Origin of the sequence: Saccharomonospora xinjiangensis XJ-54 (assembly GCF_000258175.1) — a bacterium.
Taxonomy (GTDB): Bacteria; Actinomycetota; Actinomycetes; order Mycobacteriales; family Pseudonocardiaceae; genus Saccharomonospora; species Saccharomonospora xinjiangensis.
Window position 1 is genome coordinate 761831 of sequence record NZ_JH636049.1, and the last position, 16675, is coordinate 778505.

The 16675-nt window shown below is 69.8% G+C and carries 17 protein-coding genes; 2 read left to right on the plus strand and 15 right to left on the minus strand.

Annotated elements, in window-relative coordinates; translation table 11 throughout:
• Nucleotides 1-7: 7 nt before the first annotated feature.
• The 9 genes from SACXIDRAFT_RS02835 to SACXIDRAFT_RS02875 form a co-directional block, all read right to left on the minus strand.
• Nucleotides 8-1840 (minus strand): hypothetical protein, encoded by a 1833-nt coding sequence (locus tag SACXIDRAFT_RS02835; RefSeq protein WP_006236958.1) that lies wholly within the window; start codon nucleotides 1838-1840, stop codon nucleotides 8-10.
• Nucleotides 1837-2955, minus strand: coding sequence for a serpin family protein (locus SACXIDRAFT_RS02840; RefSeq protein WP_006236959.1), 1119 nt, complete (start codon nucleotides 2953-2955; stop codon nucleotides 1837-1839). The genes SACXIDRAFT_RS02835 and SACXIDRAFT_RS02840 overlap by 4 nt, the downstream gene beginning before the upstream one ends.
• A 22-nt stretch (nucleotides 2956-2977) precedes the next feature.
• Entirely contained in the window at nucleotides 2978-4249 is a 1272-nt protein-coding gene (locus SACXIDRAFT_RS02845; protein WP_006236960.1) for a deoxyguanosinetriphosphate triphosphohydrolase, read from the minus strand.
• 151 nt (nucleotides 4250-4400) lie between these two features.
• The gene (metX, locus tag SACXIDRAFT_RS02850; RefSeq protein WP_006236961.1) at nucleotides 4401-5531 is read right to left on the minus strand and encodes a homoserine O-acetyltransferase MetX; all 1131 of its coding nucleotides are present in this window, start codon (nucleotides 5529-5531) and stop codon (nucleotides 4401-4403) included.
• Nucleotides 5528-6826 carry a bifunctional o-acetylhomoserine/o-acetylserine sulfhydrylase gene (locus SACXIDRAFT_RS02855; protein ID WP_006236962.1) on the minus strand — a complete coding sequence of 433 codons (1299 nt, stop codon included), beginning with the start codon at nucleotides 6824-6826 and terminating at the stop codon, nucleotides 5528-5530. Before SACXIDRAFT_RS02855 ends, metX begins: the two co-directional genes overlap by 4 nt.
• Before the next feature lie 180 nt (nucleotides 6827-7006).
• Nucleotides 7007-7636, minus strand: coding sequence for a YdcF family protein (locus SACXIDRAFT_RS02860; protein ID WP_006236963.1), 630 nt, complete (start codon nucleotides 7634-7636; stop codon nucleotides 7007-7009).
• A 3-nt stretch (nucleotides 7637-7639) separates the two neighbouring features.
• Entirely contained in the window at nucleotides 7640-9028 is a 1389-nt protein-coding gene (locus SACXIDRAFT_RS02865; RefSeq protein WP_006236964.1) for a glycine--tRNA ligase, read from the minus strand.
• Nucleotides 9029-9118: 90 nt separating this feature from the next.
• Nucleotides 9119-9838, minus strand: a complete 720-nt coding sequence (locus SACXIDRAFT_RS02870; protein ID WP_006236965.1) for a class F sortase — start codon at nucleotides 9836-9838, stop codon at nucleotides 9119-9121.
• Nucleotides 9835-10941, minus strand: a complete 1107-nt coding sequence (locus tag SACXIDRAFT_RS02875) for a hypothetical protein (protein ID WP_157599632.1) — start codon at nucleotides 10939-10941, stop codon at nucleotides 9835-9837. Before SACXIDRAFT_RS02875 ends, SACXIDRAFT_RS02870 begins: the two co-directional genes overlap by 4 nt.
• Nucleotides 10942-11086: 145 nt before the next feature.
• Here SACXIDRAFT_RS02875 and SACXIDRAFT_RS02880 point away from each other — a divergent pair, with 145 nt between their 5' ends.
• Both SACXIDRAFT_RS02880 and SACXIDRAFT_RS02885 read left to right on the plus strand, forming a co-directional pair.
• Complete coding sequence (locus SACXIDRAFT_RS02880) at nucleotides 11087-11494, plus strand: ArsR/SmtB family transcription factor (RefSeq protein ID WP_006236967.1); 408 nt, start codon at nucleotides 11087-11089, stop codon at nucleotides 11492-11494.
• Nucleotides 11491-11919, plus strand: coding sequence for a Fur family transcriptional regulator (locus SACXIDRAFT_RS02885; protein ID WP_006236968.1), 429 nt, complete (start codon nucleotides 11491-11493; stop codon nucleotides 11917-11919). Before SACXIDRAFT_RS02880 ends, SACXIDRAFT_RS02885 begins: the two co-directional genes overlap by 4 nt.
• A gap of 254 nt (nucleotides 11920-12173) precedes the next feature.
• Here SACXIDRAFT_RS02885 and SACXIDRAFT_RS02890 read toward each other — a convergent pair whose 3' ends face one another.
• From SACXIDRAFT_RS02890 to SACXIDRAFT_RS02915, 6 genes are all read right to left on the minus strand, one after another.
• A complete protein-coding gene (locus tag SACXIDRAFT_RS02890) occupies nucleotides 12174-12902 on the minus strand; it encodes a TIGR03943 family putative permease subunit (RefSeq protein WP_006236969.1) in 729 nt (242 codons plus the stop codon).
• Nucleotides 12902-13909 carry a permease gene (locus SACXIDRAFT_RS02895; RefSeq protein WP_006236970.1) on the minus strand — a complete coding sequence of 336 codons (1008 nt, stop codon included), beginning with the start codon at nucleotides 13907-13909 and terminating at the stop codon, nucleotides 12902-12904. Before SACXIDRAFT_RS02895 ends, SACXIDRAFT_RS02890 begins: the two co-directional genes overlap by 1 nt.
• The gene (locus tag SACXIDRAFT_RS02900; RefSeq protein WP_006236971.1) at nucleotides 13906-14316 is read right to left on the minus strand and encodes a YbjN domain-containing protein; all 411 of its coding nucleotides are present in this window, start codon (nucleotides 14314-14316) and stop codon (nucleotides 13906-13908) included. Before SACXIDRAFT_RS02900 ends, SACXIDRAFT_RS02895 begins: the two co-directional genes overlap by 4 nt.
• Nucleotides 14313-15152, minus strand: a complete 840-nt coding sequence (locus SACXIDRAFT_RS02905; protein WP_006236972.1) for an isoprenyl transferase — start codon at nucleotides 15150-15152, stop codon at nucleotides 14313-14315. Before SACXIDRAFT_RS02905 ends, SACXIDRAFT_RS02900 begins: the two co-directional genes overlap by 4 nt.
• The gene (recO, locus tag SACXIDRAFT_RS02910) at nucleotides 15097-15948 is read right to left on the minus strand and encodes a DNA repair protein RecO (RefSeq protein ID WP_040922021.1); all 852 of its coding nucleotides are present in this window, start codon (nucleotides 15946-15948) and stop codon (nucleotides 15097-15099) included. The genes SACXIDRAFT_RS02905 and recO overlap by 56 nt, the downstream gene beginning before the upstream one ends.
• A 140-nt stretch (nucleotides 15949-16088) precedes the next feature.
• Nucleotides 16089-16556 (minus strand): CD225/dispanin family protein, encoded by a 468-nt coding sequence (locus SACXIDRAFT_RS02915; RefSeq protein WP_006236974.1) that lies wholly within the window; start codon nucleotides 16554-16556, stop codon nucleotides 16089-16091.
• Between the last annotated feature and the right edge of the window lie 119 nt (nucleotides 16557-16675).

A 16675-nucleotide genomic window follows, 5' to 3' on the forward strand; every position in this document is an offset into this window, starting at 1 on the left:
ATACCTTTCACCCTGAGGACGAGGCTGCATGCGGCGATGTGACAGCGGAGCCCGCCACATCCCTCACGTCCCAGACCCACACGTCCCGGTTCACCTTCCCCGGCCGTCCCAGCAACTCCTCGACGGTCTCCCGAAGCTGCACCTGGGACTCCGAGTCGCCGATCGGGAGCACCACGACATCGGCCCGCCAGAACCGGAGATCGTCCAGCGCGTTGTCCCTGTCGTCGTCGGTGATCTCCGGCACCTGGCCCGTCTCGTGCACCTCGGCGAGGAGGTAGGTGGTCGGCCGGTACTCGGGCCCGTATCGGCCTTCGCCGTCACTACCGGGGCCGACGAAGTAGCCTCCCGCCAGGGGGAACTCCAGTCCCGCCTCCACCTGCCAGTGCAGGGCGTCGGCGTCCCCGGGGCTCGGCAGCGGCACCACGACGACCGAACCGCCGTCCACGTATCGCCGCCACTCCCCCGTCGCGAAGAACGCGGGCGGCTCACCCCGCTGCCCCACTGTCAGCTCCGTCGGTGCGATGGGCACGAGCGCGAAGGTGAGGGTGCTGAACCACACGATGCACGCAGCCTGCCGCCAGTCGGCCCGCACGTTCAGGTTCTGAACCTTCTCGGTGGCCCTGGCCAGCAGCACACCGATGACGGGGACGCAGCCGAGCGCGAACCGCGACTCCAGCACGGAGTCGAACAGCGGCACGTCGAACAGCAGCATCCACGGCCCTGGGATCGAGGTGCCCTCGCCGTCCACGATCAGCAGCGCGCTCATCGACACCCACGCCATGACCAGCATCGTCACGGCGAGGGCACGGGACACGACATCGCGCCACATCGCCACCGTGAGCCCCAGCATCAGCACCACGAGCGGCCAGCCGAAGAAGGCGTTCTCCTCCGTCCGGTTCAGGGACAGATCCACGGCACTGTCCTCCGTGCCTGCCACCGACTCGGTGGCGAACGCGGTGAACGCGGCGACGTCGTTTCCCCGCATGCCGTGTTCGAGGCCCGGATAGCTCTGCGGCCCGAAGAATTGCCACCACAGCGGCACGGCCACCAGCGCCAGCGACACCGCCGCTCCCACACCGATCCCCTTGGCGAGCGGCCTCACCATCCCCAGTGCCGGTGCCGGCCGCATCACCGTGTAGGCGAGCGCGAACACGGCCAGCGTCGTGGCCGCGATGAGCAGCGACTCCTCACCGAGAAGGATCTGGTAGGTCACGAGCAGGCCGAGAATGACGCCGTTTCGCACCACGCGCTCGCCCCTGGCCAGTTTGAGCAGCCACAGCACGATGAACGGCAGGACGAACAACGCCACGAAGTTCGGATGCGCGTTGGCGTGGGAGATGATCGGGGGCGCGAACGCGGCGAACGCCGCGCCCACGGCCGATCCGGCGCGCGTGCCGACGAGGTGCCGGGACAGCACCCAGTACCACGCGACAGCCGTCCCCGCCAGCCCCCCGGTGAGGGCGATCGCCCACGTCACCGTGGGCCCGAACAGCACCGTCACGGGAGCCAGCGGGATGCCGACGCCGAACATGGCCGTGTTGGCCATGAGGTTCACGCCGAGGGGAGCGTTCTGCAACGAGGAATGCAGCGGGTTCTCGAAGTTCAGCACCGACTGTGCCGTGACCGCGAAGAACCACTCCCACATGTTCTGGTCCTGCCCGCTGTGCTGGAGGTAGCCGCTGGACAGGTCCTCCCACAGTGGACGGTAGATCAGGAAAGCGGCCAGCACGAAGATCGTCATGACCGCCGCGTCGGCCAGTGCTGGCCACGGAACTCGCCTGCGCATCCGCTCCAGCTGGGGCTGCTCGACGCAGGCGGGTTCGCGGGTCGGTGCGCTCACGGTTCGACGACCCTCGCAAGGAAGTACACCGCACCGCTGTCCTGATGCCGCACCATGAGCAGGAACGGCCTGTCGAGGGTGACGGTCACGGGCTCACCGGCAGGCGCCGAGACCAGCCGCATCATCGCGGCCGTGGCCGCGGCCCCTTCGACACCGCTCTCGTCAACACGCAGCACGGCCTGGTGGAGCATGTCCGACACCACGAGCCGGTCGTCGTCGGTCAACTCTCCGAAGTCGGCGCCCGGCTCGAACATCCCGCGCACGCCCAGCGACCGCAGCGTCTCCTTCAGCGCGCAGCGGATGTCCAGCGAAACGCGCGGCATCCGCAGCCGCACCATGGTCTCGCGCCGCGCGGCCAGCAACCCCGTCACCGTGGCGGCGTCGAGACCGGGTTCGGCGTCCGCGAGCGGGCCGTCCGGCAGCAGCACCGACACGGCGACGCCACCGACGGCAGGCAGGTCCACGAGCTGCCAACCGCCGAAGGCCGCGTGGGTGAGCCGCTCCGTCTGGCGCATCATCGGCACCGTCACCGCACCCGACGGCGTGTGGAAGTCACCGTCAGCGGTGTCGGACTCGCGGAACGGGAAGATCCACCCCACCTTCAGGTAGAGGGCGTTGACCAGGCCGGCCACCGTATCGTCGCCGATGGTGCCCGGCGGAAGGAGTTCGGGAATCAGGCCGCGGGTCGTGTCGGCGACCTCGGCGTTGATCGCCATCCGCGCACCTTCGGGGTCTTCCACGAAGGGCGCCGTCTCGACGGTCCCCGACGGCCAGTCCGCCAGTGCTTCAGTGAAACCGGGCTTGATCGCCAGTTGCCGCCACACCCACAACGTGTTGGACACCGCGAGGGTGGGAGTGTCCTCGCCGCTGCGGGCCGCGTCGAGCACGGCCGCCTTGTGCAGAATCCTGGTCAGTTCGGCGACCCGGCCGGATGATCCCGCGAGGAGACGGGCGGGCTCGGCCGCGGTCTCACCTCGCGCGGCGCGGGTGACGAGCGCGAGCGCACTCGCCACGGAATAGGGCGAGAAACAGGAGTTACCCCCGTGCGCGGCAACGACCCCGTGCAGGGCCAATGTGAAATCCAGATGAGTCGTGACGACGTCGGAATCCGGCATTCCCCGACGTTACCGTGGCCGCTCAACCATGCCGCCCCAGATGCCACGAATGCCAGGCCCTCGCCTGCGCGTCGGTGAGGGAGGCGATCTGGTCGATCACCACGCGCAGGCGGGCGGCGTCGTCCCGCGCCGTGTCCCACGCGGGGCGCAGGTAGGCGTCGAGCACGTCCGGCGCGCGCAGGGGCAGCACCTCGACCAGCTCGGTGAGCATCTGCCGCTGACCCTCCTGCATGGCGAGCCGCCTCCGGTCGCTCATCACGTATCGCAAAGCGAGCGCCTTCAGCAACGCCACCTCGGCCGCCACCTGGTCGGGCACCGCGAGTGCGGCACCGTACCGGGACAGCTCGCCCTCCCCGTGAGCTGCCCTGGTTCCGGTGATCGCCGCCGATACAAACCGGCCCACCAGCTCGCTCGTCATGCGCTTGAGCGCCGCCTGAGCCGCAGGCGAACCGTCGTAGGGCGTCGTGACGAGGCCGCGAACGGCGGGAAGCTCCAGCAATGTCAGCGCCGCGCCCTCGACCGTGGACACCGGAAGCGCGCAGAAGTGCTCCGCCGCGAGCGCCGCCACCGCCGCCCGCTCCTGCTTCTCCGCCAGCACGGGCAGTGAGATCCGGCCCGCGAGGACCCCGTCCTCGACGTCGTGCACGGAGTACGCCACGTCGTCCGCCCAGTCCATGATCTGCGCTTCGAGGCACGTGGTCTCGCGGGGCGCGCCGTCGCGAACCCAGGTGAACACGTCGAGGTCGTCGGCGTAGACGCCGAACTTGCGCTGCCCTTCCCTGCGGGGCCACGGGTACTTGATCGTGGCGTCGAGACCGGCGCGAGTGAGGTTGAGGCCGTGCGGTTCGCCGGTGGCGCCCAGTACCTTCGGCTCCAGCCGCGTGAGGATGCGCAGCGTCTGCGCGTTGCCCTCGAACCCGCCGCACGAGCGCGCCGCCTCGTCCAGTGCCGCCTCGCCGTTGTGGCCGAACGGCGGGTGACCGATGTCGTGGGCGAGCCCCGCGGTGTCACACAGGTCCGGGTCGGCGCCGAGACCGGCCGCGATACCCCTGCTGATCTGCGCGACCTCCAGCGAGTGCGTGAGCCGTGTCCTCGGCACACCGCTCACCTCGGCGCCCTCGCCGGGACCGACAACCTGTGTCTTGCCCGCGAGTCTGCGCAGCGCGGCCGAGTGCAGCACCCTGGCCCGGTCGCGCGCGAACGGGGTCCGCTCGTCACCGCGCGCGCCGGGCAGCGTGGAGGACTTCGGTCGCTCGGTGAACCGTCGCTCCGCGTCGTGCGTGGTGTAGGCCATGTCAGGGGAGCTTACGGGCGCTCGGCCACGATCCGGCCTCAGGCGATGCGTCCGCTTCGGCAGCGGAGCGCACCGGCCGGAGCACCCCCGCGCTCGCACGGCGCCCGCGACACCACCCACCGTGCGTGGTTCCGGGGATACGTGTCCAACGTCACTCGTCCAGTAGTTCCTTGACCAGCGCCGCCACCTGTTCGGTCTCGATGAGGAACGAGTCGTGCCCGTACGGCGAGGTGATCTCGGCGTAGCGCGCGGCGGGGATACCGTCGGCCAGCTCCCGCACCTGTTCAGGCGGGTACAGCCTGTCGGAGTCCACCCCCACCGCGATCGTCCTCGCCGTCACCCGCGACAAAGCGTCTCCGATGCCGCCCCTGCCGCGTCCGACGTCGTGCCCGTTCATCGAGCGGGTCAGCACCACGTAGCTCGCCGCGTCGAAACGGTGCACGAGCTTGTGCGCGTGGTGGTCGAGGTAGGACTCGACGGCGAACCGGGGATCGTCCCCGCCCTGGAGGCTACGGCCGAACCGCTCGTCGAGTTCCGCCGCGCTGCGGTAGGTGGCGTGGGCGATCCGCCGCGCGACACCGAGTCCGAGGTGCGGGCCCTCACCAGGCCCTCCCCCGTGGTAGTCGCCGCCCCTCCAGTTCGCATCGGCCAGGATGGCGTGGATCTGCGGCGCCGCCCACGCGATCTGGTCGGCCGACGTCGCGGCAGGGCTCGCCAGCAACATCAGCGCCCGCACCCGCTCAGGCCGCATGACCGCCCATTCCAGGGCCCGCATGCCGCCCATCGACCCGCCCAGCACGGCCGCCCACCGTTCGATGCCGAGCGCGTCGGCGAGCGCGATCTCCACGGCGACCTGGTCGCGCACCGAGACGTGCGGGAACCGGCTTCCCCAATGCCTGCCGTCCGGGGCGAGCGAAGCCGGTCCCGTCGAACCCTGGCAGCCGCCGAGCACGTTGGGCACCACCACGAACAGCTCGCCGGTGTCCAGCGCCTTCCCCTGCCCGATCAGCCCGTCCCACCACCCGGGGCTGGGATGGCCCGGCTCGACGTCTCCCGCCGCGTGGCTGTCGCCGGTGAGCGCGTGCTCGACCAGCACGGCGTTGGAGCGGTCCGCGTTCAGCGTCCCCCACGTCTCGTACGCGATCTCGACGCCGGGCAGCTGTCCACCCGACTCCAGTCGCAGCGCGGAATCCGGCCGGAACCACTGCCTTCGTCCCGGCGGATCTCCCGCCTGCCACGCGCCGGTGGCAGGCGGGAGACCGGTACTGTCCGGCACCGTCACAGAGCCGCCTTCGCGGCGCGGAATCCGGCCTCCAGGTCGGCCTGAAGGTCCGCGAGTCCCTCCAGCCCCACGGCCAGCCGCACGAGTCCCGGTGTCACGCCGCCTGCGAGCTGCTCCTGCGGTGTGAGCTGGCTGTGCGTGGTGCTGGCGGGATGCACGATCAGGCTACGCACGTCACCGATGTTGACGAGCTGGCTATGCAGCTCGGTGCCGTCAACGAACGCACGCCCTGCCTCGACGCCACCGCGCAGCTCGAAGGACAGCACCGCGCCCGCGCCCTCGGGAAGGTACTTCCGCGCGGCCTCGTGGTGGGGGCTCGACGGCAGGCTCGCGTAGTAGACCTTCTCCACCTCGTCACGCTGCTCCAGCCACTCGGCGAGCGCCTTGGCGTTCGCGACGTGACGCTCCATCCGCAGCGACAGCGTCTCGATGCCCTGGAGGATCAGGAAGGCGTTCAGCGGCGCGATGGCCGCGCCCGTGTCGCGCAGCAACTGCACGCGTGCCTTCGCCGCGAACGCACCGGGGCCCAGCGCCTCCCAGTACCGCAGACCGTTGTAGCTCGGGTCGGGCTCGGTGAAGCCGGGGAACCGCTCCGCATGCGCGCCGAAGTCGAAGGTGCCGCCGTCCACCAGCACACCGGCCACCGTCGTGCCGTGACCGCCGAGGTACTTCGTGGCCGAGTGCACCACGACGTCGGCGCCGTGTTCGATCGGCCGCAGCAGGTACGGCGTCGGGATCGTGTTGTCCACCACCAGCGGCACACCGATCTCGTGGGCCACGTCGGCGACACCGCGAACGTCGAGCACGTTGCTGCCGGGGTTCGCCAGCGTCTCCGCGAAGAACAGTTTCGTGTTCGGCCTCGCCGCGGACCGCCACTCGCCGAGGTCGTCCTGGTCGGCCAGGAACGTGACCTCGATACCGAGCTTCGGCAGCGTGTGGCGGAACAGGTTGTACGTGCCCCCGTACAGCGCGGGGCTCACCACCACATGGTCGCCCGCACCCGCGAGGTTCAGCACCGCCGCCGTGGTGGCCGCCGAACCCGACGCGAACGCCAGCGCCGCGACACCACCCTCCAGCGCGGCGACCCGCTGTTCGAGGACGTCCTGGGTGGGGTTCATGATCCGCGTGTAGATGTTGCCCGGCTCGGCGAGGCTGAACAGGTCGGCACCGTGCTGGGTGTCCCGGAAGACGTAGGAGGTCGTCTGGTAGATCGGCGTGGCGCGCGCACCCGTGGCGGGGTCGGGCTGCGCTCCCGCGTGGATCTGCTTGGTCTCGAACGACCATCCGTCGGTCACTGGACTCACTCCTTCGCGGCTCGGATATCCCTCTCGACGCTAATGAGTAACGCACCACACCCCAACCGTCTCCCACTCAGTGAGACGGTCATCCCGAGGGCAGGCCGGGTCTCACAAGTCCCGCACATCGCCCTGGCCTGGGCAGCGGCGAGGAAACCCGCCCTTCGGGTGATACCCGTCCTACAGTCCGAGATCCACGTCGTCCGCCGGCTTCTTCGACACCCGGTAGTACAGCAGCGCCGCGGTCTCCCTGAAGATGTAACGGGCCTGGGTGGCGCGAGTCTGGACGATGGGGCCGGAATGCGTCGGCGACGTCCACACCGACAGCCCGGCGTCCTCGGCCATGATGCCCGCCCGCAGCGAGTGCCACGGGTCGCTGACGATCACGACGTCGCTCCAGCCACTGTTCTTGATCACGTCGGCTGCGGCCCGAATGGAACGCAACGTGTCGTTGCCTTCGCCGACCGGCACCAACGCCTCGACGGGGACACCCTGATCGCGCAGCCAGTTCGCACCGGCCTCCGCCTCGGTGTAGGCGTCCCCGGCACGCATGCCCCCTGTGGTAACGATCGCCGACGCGACACCGTGCGCGTACAGGTCACGGGCATGGGCGAGCCGGGCCTCGAAGATCTCCGACGGCCTGCCGTTGTACTGGGCCGCGCCCAGCACCACGATGGCGTCCGCCGCCGGCCGTTCGTCAGCCCTGGCGACCTGCCACACCCGGAAGGCCGTTCCCCCCACGATCAGCAGCCCGACGAGGACGATCCCGGCGACCGTCCTCGTGAGCCACCTTTTCACAACGACCGGCACGGCTCAGCAACCGATCAGCCGCGCCGCGAGGTACGACTCCAGCTTGTCGATCGCGACCCGCTCCTGCGCCATCGAGTCACGTTCCCGCACCGTCACGGCGTGATCCTCCAGCGTGTCGAAGTCAACCGTCACGCAGTACGGCGTTCCGATCTCCTCCTGCCTGCGGTACCGCTTGCCGATCGACTGCGCGTCGTCGAAGTCGGTGTTCCAGTGCTTGCGCAGCGCGGCGGCGATGTCGCGCGCCTTCGGGGTCAGGTCGGCGTTGCGCGACAGCGGCAGCACAGCCACCTTGTACGGCGCCAGCCTCGGGTCGAGCTTCAGCACCACCCGCTTGTCCACACCGCCCTTGGCGTTGGGCACCTCGTCCTCGGTGTAGGCGTCCACGAGGAATGCCATCATCGGGCGCCCGACACCGGCTGCCGGTTCGATCACGAACGGCCGGTAGCGCTGACCGGAAGCCTGGTCGAAATAGGACAGGTCCACACCGGAATGGTTCGAGTGAGTGGTGAGATCGAAGTCCGTGCGGTTGGCGATGCCCTCCAGCTCACCCCATTCCTGACCCGACGAGAAGCCGAAGCGGTACTCGATGTCCACCGTTCGCTTCGAGTAATGCGACAGCTTCTCCTTGGGGTGCTCGTAGAGCCGCAGGTTCTCCCGGCTGATACCGAGATCGACATACCAGTTGGTGCGCTCGTCGATCCAGTACTGGTGCCACTTCTCGTCCTCGCCGGGCTCGACGAAGAACTCCATCTCCATCTGCTCGAACTCCCGTGTGCGGAAGATGAAGTTGCCCGGCGTGATCTCGTTGCGGAACGACTTGCCGATCTGGCCGATGCCGAACGGCGGCTTCTTGCGCGAGGTCGTCTGCACGTTGAGGAAGTTGACGAAAATGCCCTGCGCGGTCTCGGGACGGAGGTAGTGCAGCCCCTCCTCCGACTCGACAGGCCCGAGGTGCGTCTTGAGCATCATGTTGAACTCGCGCGGCTCGGTGTACTGGCCGCGGTTACCGCAGTTCGGGCACGGCACCTCGGAGAGGTCGTCCTCGGTGGTCGCGGTGCCGGTGCGCTCCGCGTAGTCCTCGGCGAGCTGGTCGGCGCGGAACCTCCGGTGGCAGGCGAGGCACTCCACCAGCGGGTCGTGGAAGGCACCCACGTGGCCGGACGCCACCCAGACCTGGCGCGGCAGGATCACCGACGAGTCGAGACCGACCACGTCCTCGCGATTCTGCACCATGGTCTTCCACCACTGGCGCTTGATGTTGTCCTTCAGCTCGACGCCGAGCGGTCCGTAGTCCCACGCCGACCGGGTACCGCCATAGATCTCCCCGGAAGGGAAGACGAAGCCACGGCGCTTGCACAGGTTGACGACGGTCTCAATGGTGTTGGCGGGCACTCCACGCTCCGAAGGCATCCGGAATTGGGTTCTCTGACCTCACAGCGTATCCGGCGTTGCGGCCGACGGCTCCGGTGGGGATGCGGCCCCTCAGCGCTTGCCCACCGGCGTCGCGGAGACGATGAGGTTGCCGGAGTAGCCGCTCGAACCGCCGAGGTAGTCGCCGTCGCACGTGACGAGCAGAAGCCGGTGTGGCCCGTCCTGGTCGAACAGCTCGGGCGCCAGCTCACCCAGCCGCGCCTTGTGCAGAGTCGTCGCCGAGTCAACGCGATACGTCCACATCCCGCCCCCGGCATCGCGCACGGACACCTCGTCACCGGGCGACAGCAGGCGCAACGTGGTGAACGGCCCGGAACGTCCGTGCCAGTTGACGTGTCCCGCGACGAGCGCGGCGCCGTCGTCGTCACCGAAGTCCGCGCCCCACCACGCCGCGTGGCCGACTCCGTCCGGGATCGGCAGCGTCCCGTCAGCGGTCAGTCCCGTGCGCACGAGCGCGGAGGTGGCTCCGCCCGGTAACCGGACACTGCTCGGTGGCTGCGGACCTGGCCGTCGTGACGCGGGCAGCGGCTCGCGCGCGGCGTCCGTTGCCACCGCCGTGGTCGTCCCGGCGCCGATCACAGCGCCGGGCGCCTGATCGTCGGCGGGAACCGTCCTCGACGGACTCGGCCGGTCTGCCGGACTCGACGAACTCGATGGGCTCGGCGCGCTGCGAAGCACCGCGGTCCCGGAGGTCACGGCGAGCACGGCAAGCACTCCGAGCACGGTGGCCGCCCTGCGCTGCCACACAGGAGAGCGCCACAGGCGGTTCACGAGCGTGCCCGCGCCGTCCCGGCTCGCCGGGCCAGCAGCAACGCGGCGAGGCCGAGAACCCCGCCACCGGCCAGCAGCGCCGTGCCCCAGATGGTGGCCGGGGAGACGGCGGGCCGGGTGCCGTCCTGAGCCACGGCCTCCGGGCCCGCTCCAGCCTGCGCGCCGACACCCGCGGGGATCGCCACCGGCACCGAAGGCGCACCAGACCCGGCGTGCTCATTCCCTCCCGGCGTGAAGTCGTGCGGCACCGAGCAGCTCACACCGCCCAGCACGAGAGTCGTCTCGACGGTGCGGGCCACCCGCCGTCTCTTCTCGCTCCCTGCCTCGGCCTCGGTGGTCCCGGTGACCTCCTCCGGCAGCGGCGGTTCGCCACGTGCGGCGCCGTCCTTCGCGGAAGGCCGCACCCGGGTGTCGATCTCGACGAGCCACCCCGAGGCGGCCGTGACGTCGCCGTCGCGCCACTGCCGCTGCCGGAGCAGCTCGTCGAAGCCGGTGACCTCGCGGATTCTGATGTCGGACGTCACCGCCTCGCCCTCACCGATTTCCACGGAGGCCCCGAACGGCAGATTCTCCCCTCGCACCTCGCCGCCGGGCTCCGGCAGGCGGACCCTCCGCAGCACGCCGTCCGAGCCGACCAGCGAGAGACTCGCCGCAGAGGCGGCCACCTCCGGGCTCCTGGCCGAGGCACACCTCGCCGATGTGGCAGCACGCTCGAACGACAGCACGGTCACGCCCGACGCCAGATCGGTGAGCACAAAATCCGCCAGCGCCGTCGCCTCCGGCACACCGTCGCCGTCGAGCCCGGCCGCCACGTCGTGGCGTTCGATGCCGAGCCGGTAATTCGGCCCCACCGCCGCGCGTTCACCCTCGGAACCCGGCACGGCCGTCCGGTCCGCTCCGAGTCGCGACCTGCCCGGGGCCAGCGGTGATCGCTGGGTCTCGCTGATCACGGAGCCGCCCGGCCTTCCGTAGCCGTCGTCGGTGACCGCGAGCGAGGCGACGTTGGCGAAGGCCACCGGCCCCGCGGCGGGATCAACGGGCCGTGGTCCGGTGGCGGACGCGGTGGGCGGGATCGTCCCGAACACGGCCAGTGCCAGCGTCACCACACTCACCTTCCACCCGGCACGACCCACACTGCCCCCTCGCCATCGTCGGCACATCACCGCACGGAATCATCCCCGCGCGAAGAGCACTAGGATGGTAGTGCACTTTCGAGACATCGCAGGACGACCGAGGCTGGAGAGCGACATGGGGACGGCAGGCTCCGACGCGGCGTCTTCTCCGGCACCCGACCCCGCTGACCTGGGCGAACAACAGGAACACTCACCCGCTCGGCAGGCGCTTTCCCTCCCCGCTCCACCACCGGCGGCCACTCTCACCGATGCGGGTGAACTTCTGAGGGCACTGGCCGCTCCGGTGCGGATCGCGATCGTGTTGCAGCTGCGGCACGGGCCCCGCTGCGTGCACGAATTGGTGGACTCCCTCGACGTGACCCAGCCTCTCATCAGCCAGCATCTCCGCGTTCTGAAGGCAGCCGGGGTGGTACAGGGTGAGCGGCGAGGTCGCGAGGTGGTGTACCACTTGGTGGACGACCATCTCGCGCACATCGTCGTTGACGCCGTCGCACACGTGCAGGAGGACCCTCAGCCGGTATGAGTACAGCCGACACCCGCAATCGGGCCCCTGTCCCTGGCCGCAGGGCGACACGGCAGCGCGCCGCCGTCGTCGAACTCCTCGCCGAGGTGGACGACTTCCGATCCGCACAGGAACTGCACGACGAACTGCGCAGGCGTGGCGAGGGCATCGGCCTGACCACCGTGTACCGCACGTTGCAGTCCCTGTCCGAGGCCGGAGAGATCGACGTGCTGCGCACCGACTCCGGCGAGGCGCTGTACCGGCAATGCTCGGCACACCATCACCACCACCTCGTGTGCCGTCACTGCGGCTACACCGTCGAGGTCGAAGGTCCCGCGGTGGAGCGCTGGGCCGAGCGCATCGCCTCGGGCAACGGGTTCTCCGACATCCGGCACACGGTGGAGATCACCGGCACGTGCGCCACGTGCGCGGCGAAGAAGAAGTAGCCACCCGCGGCTCCGTCTCGTCGCTCGGCACCGCGATCCGCTCGTCCTCACTTCCTGCCAGCTCGTCACGGCGCGAGATCACTTCGCACACATCCGGCCCTGCGGTCGGCGCCGCCCTCCGGTCGTGCGCCGGGCCCCGGAACACGATCCCCGGATGGTCTCACCGCATCACACGCTCGACGTGACCTTGTCGCCGACGCGAAGTGACGTTCTGAACACGTCCTGTAGCAGGACACCAACGTTCTCCGGCCGTGTCAGGACTCGTAAGGGTCGGCGGGCTCTCGCACCTCGCGGGCGGTGTGGACGGTGAGGTCGGGACGGAACCCGGTCTCCTGCGTCGTCGAACCGGGCACGACGGTGCCCGTGACCGTCAGCCAGGTGTCCTCCGGTGTCACACCGAGTGGTTCGGCGGCCTCGCCGACAAGGCGCACCCGCACCGGCGAGGCATCGGCGGCGCAGCAACCGATCACCATGCGCGCGAGCATCGTGTCGCCTGCCTCGCGCACCACGAAACCCGTCAGCGTCACGGTGCGCCCCGTCAGGCTGTTCTCCGCGTCCCACCCGGCGCGGGTGACGAACTCGGTCATCGTCAGCGGCACCACCTCGCCGGGCGGCAGCGGCTCGAACGGCGACCCCGGTCGCTGCCCGCCCTGCACCGCTCCCGCCGCCGCGTCGCGCTTCACCGAATCCGAACCCAGCGCGGGCGGCGCGATCAGGAACACGGCCAGCACCGGCAGCACCAGAAGCCACGCCGAGCGCGTGTCGTGGTGGTGCCCCGCGTGATCGGCCACCGCCGCATCCCGCGCGACGATCACGTCACGAACGATGGCGACGCCGCCGAGCACCAGCATCACCACCGCCGCTCCGAGCAGCCACGGCTGGTGGGACGCCTTGACGTAGCGCAGGTAGTCGCCGTTGAGCCCGATCTTCAGCAACGCACCGCCGAGCAGCACGAGGAGCACGTTCTGCGTCTCGCGCCGCATCAGCCCTCCCCCAGCAGCAACGTCCCCACCGCCACGGCGCAGACCACAGCCACCCCGAACGTCGCGGGTGCGAAGCGCACCGCGAACGCCCTGCCGAACGTTCCCGCCTGCAAGGCGAACAACTTGAGATCCACCGCGGGCCCCACCACGAGAAACACGAGCTTCGGCAGCAGCGGAACGGGTGCCAGCGAGGCCACCACGAAGGCGTCGGCCTCACTGCACAACGACAACACCACCGCGAGCACCGCCATCACCACGACACCCAGCACGATGTCGTCCGACAACACCGCGAACCACGACGGCGGCACCAGCACCCCGAGCAGTGCGGACACCAGTGCTCCGAGCACGAGGAATCCACCCGCGTCCACCAGGTCGGCGCGTGCGGTCTCGGCGAACATCGCCCAGCGGTTCCCACTCTGCTCCGGCATCCGGCGCAGAACCCGGTCGGCGATCCACTCGTCGCGTCCCCAGCGAATCCACAACAGACCCATCACCACCGAGGTGGCCAGCGACGCGACGAACCGCGCCACCACCATGCCGGGTTCACCGGGAAAGGCCACCGCCGTCGCCACGATCACCACCGGGTTGACGGCAGGTGCGGCGAGCAGGAACGTCAACGCCGCCGACGGCGCAACACCCTGGCCGATCAACCGCCTCGCCACGGGCACCGACGCGCACTCGCACCCCGGCAGGGCCACACCGGACAGTCCCGCGACTCCCACGGCCGCGCTCTCCCTGCGCGGCAGCACCGCTCGCAGCGCGCGGGCCGGCACGAACGCGGCCAATGCCCCGCTGATCAGCACCCCGAGCACCAGAAACGGCAGCGCCTGTACGCACACGGCGACGAACACCGTGGACGCGGTGCGCAACGCGGGCACGTCGAGCACGGACGCGAGCCAGGACTGCCCGACGATCGCGACGAGCAGAACAGCGCAGAGCACCTCGATCGACGTGATCGGGCCGCGCCGCCCCGGCTTCGCCCGCGTCGTCGCGGTGCGCTCGCTCATGCCCGGACGAGCTCGGCGCGGACCTGGGACGCGGTGGACACCACGAGCATCAGCAACGTGCCGAGCGCGGCCGGATCGAGGCCCTGCGCGGGAAACGCGTACCGCAGGGTGAGGTCCATCCCGCGTTCGGTGTGGACGATGCCGAGTGTTCCGAACAGTCCCTGACCGGCGCGTTCCGCGACGGTCACCGCCAGAGCGGGCTCGTCGGGCAGGTCCCACGCGACCACGCACGTCAGGCTCAGTACCGACAACCCGTCGGCGAGCCGCATGGCCTGCACCACGCACGGCACGTCAGCGTGGGAGAAAGTCAGCGTCCCGTCGTCATCGACCCTGACGTCGAGGAAACGTTCGAGCGCACGGCGGGCCGAGGTCAGCAACTCGGCGGTGTCGGCGGCCTCCGAACTCACGCCCCACCGCCTTCCCGTGCCGCGGCGGCAGCGGCGGCATCGACGGCGGCACCGAACCGGCGGTCGCGCTTGGCGTAGTCGAGGCACGCCTCCCACAGCTTCGTGCGATCGAAGTCGGGGAACAGCGTGTCCTGGAAGACGAACTCGGCGTAGGCGGACTGCCACAGCAGGAAGTTCGAGGTCCGCAGCTCCCCCGAAGGCCGGAGGAACAGATCCACGTCAGGCATTTCGGGCTGGTAGAGGTACTTCGCGAGCATGCGATCGTCCACCTTGTCCGGATTGATCTTGCCTTCGGCCGCCAGCTTGGCGATCCGCCTCGCCGCGTCACCGAGTTCGGCCCGGCCTCCGTAGTTCACGCACATCGTCATGTTGAGGCGTGTGTTGTGCCGGGTCTTCTCCTCGGCGTCCTTCAGCTCCTTGATGACGCTGCGCCACAGCCTCGGCGTGCGGCCCGCCCAGCGGATGCGCACCCCGATGGAGCCGAGATAGTCCACCTGCCTGCGGATCGTGTCGCGGTTGAAGCCCATGAGGAAACGCACCTCCTCGGGGCTGCGCTTCCAGTTCTCCGTCGAGAACGCATACACCGAAAGCCACTTCACACCCAGCTCGACCGCACCGCTGGCCACGTCGATCATCACGGCCTCACCGCGTTTGTGCCCCTCGATCCTGGGCAGCCCGCGCTGGTTGGCCCACCGGCCGTTGCCGTCCATCACCAGGGCGACGTGCTGCGGGACCAGTTCGGGTGGGATGTTCGGGGGCTTCGCACCCGAAGGGTGCGGATCAGGCTCCCGTAGTTCCCTGTGCGTTGTCGCGGCCTCGCGTCCCCTGCGCCGCACTCGTTACCTCCGTCTCGCCGGACACCGTGTCAGACCCTAACGTGCCCGCGCCCGGCGCCTCGCGGGTACGGCGCTCCACGAGCGGCAGCGACCGCAACTGCCGTTCGAGATGCCACTGAAGGAGCGCCGCGACCAGGCCGCTCACGTCGCGTCGCACGCCGTGGGTACTGCCCTCGGCGATGTCCCAGTCTCCGTGCAGGAGAGCGTCGAGCAGCCCGACCACCTCGGGGGCGGGGTGCACCGAGCCCGGAACGCGACACCGGGGGCACAGCGATCCCCCCGCCGCGATGTTGAACGCGGCGTGAGGCCCGCGCTCCCCGCAGCGGGCACACTCGGCGATCGCCGGAGCCCAGCCCGCGAACGCCATCGATCGCAACAGGAAGGCGTCCAGCACGAGGGAGGCGTCCCGGCGGCCCTCGGCCAGCGCCCGCAGTGCCCCGACCACGAGCAGGTACAACTTCAGCACCGGCTCGCCCTCCTCGGCGGTCAGCCGGTCGGCCGTCTCGGCGACGGCGCTGGCGGCCGTGTAACGCTGGTAGTCGCCGACGATCGGCAGCGCGAAAGCGTCCACCGTCTCGACCTGGGTGATGACATCGAGGGTGCGACCCGTGTAGAGCTGCACATCGACGTGACCGAACGGTTCCAGCCGCGCACCGAATCGGGACGTGGTGCGGCGCACCCCCTTCGCCACGGCGCGGACCTTGCCGTGCCGCCGGGTGAGCAGGGTGATGATGCGATCGGCCTCACCGAGCTTGTGGACCCGCAACACCACGCCGGTGTCCCGATACAGACTCACGGACCCCATCGTCCCACGTGGGTCGGACGCGCAGGCGAGTCAGGCCCATCGCTCCGTTGCGCCTGTCGCCCACCGCGGCGTCATGCTCCTCGCGGACACGGCATCTCGCCCGTCACCGCGACGGAGCGCGGACACGGCGCCTACGCGACCAGGATGATGAGCCAGATCAGGCTGAGACCCCAGCCGAACGCTCCGAGCACGGTCGCGACGATGCACAAGGTCTTCGTCTGCTCCGATGCCTGCATGGCCGCGGCCGTGTTGCCCTGCATCTGATAGGCGGTGACCTCGTTGGACTTCATGATGGCGAAGATCGCCACGATCCAGCAGAGGAAGATCGAGCCGATGGCCCAGCCCTTGTAGTCGGGAATCCCCTGCCCGTACCCTGCCATCCCCGCACCGTAAGGCTGCTGACCGTACGCTTGCTGACCGTACGGTTGCGGCTGGCCGTACTGTTGCTGCGCGAAAGGCTGCTGGCCGTACGGCTGCTGTGCGTACTGGGCAGCGGGCACCCCCGCCGACGGCGGGCCGAGCTGCATCTGCCCCGGCTGCCCCTGCTGCGTCTGCATCGGTGCGCCGTAAGGCATTTGCTGCCCGTACGGATTCGTCATGGACCCTCCCCTGTCACAGAACGTAGTGCACCAGGAGCATACCGTTCAATGACGTCGGGTTGGCCGACTTCGGCACATTCGCCCTCGACCCCTGCGGACCGAGGGCGAACCCCGAGGAG

Excerpts from the sequence above, each read along its gene's own strand:
- SACXIDRAFT_RS02890 (WP_006236969.1), bottom strand. The coding sequence starts at position 12,902 with ATGCGGCGCGAGACGCAGAACGTGCTCCTCGTGCTGCTCGGCGGTGCG.
- SACXIDRAFT_RS02915 (WP_006236974.1), bottom strand. The coding sequence starts at position 16,556 with ATGACGAATCCGTACGGGCAGCAAATGCCTTACGGCGCACCGATGCAG.
- SACXIDRAFT_RS02885 (WP_006236968.1), top strand. The coding sequence starts at position 11,491 with ATGAGTACAGCCGACACCCGCAATCGGGCCCCTGTCCCTGGCCGCAGG.
- SACXIDRAFT_RS02845 (WP_006236960.1), bottom strand. The coding sequence starts at position 4,249 with ATGGCCTACACCACGCACGACGCGGAGCGACGGTTCACCGAGCGACCG.
- SACXIDRAFT_RS02895 (WP_006236970.1), bottom strand. The coding sequence starts at position 13,909 with ATGAGCGAGCGCACCGCGACGACGCGGGCGAAGCCGGGGCGGCGCGGC.
- SACXIDRAFT_RS02840 (WP_006236959.1), bottom strand. The coding sequence starts at position 2,955 with ATGCCGGATTCCGACGTCGTCACGACTCATCTGGATTTCACATTGGCC.
- SACXIDRAFT_RS02880 (WP_006236967.1), top strand. The coding sequence starts at position 11,087 with ATGGGGACGGCAGGCTCCGACGCGGCGTCTTCTCCGGCACCCGACCCC.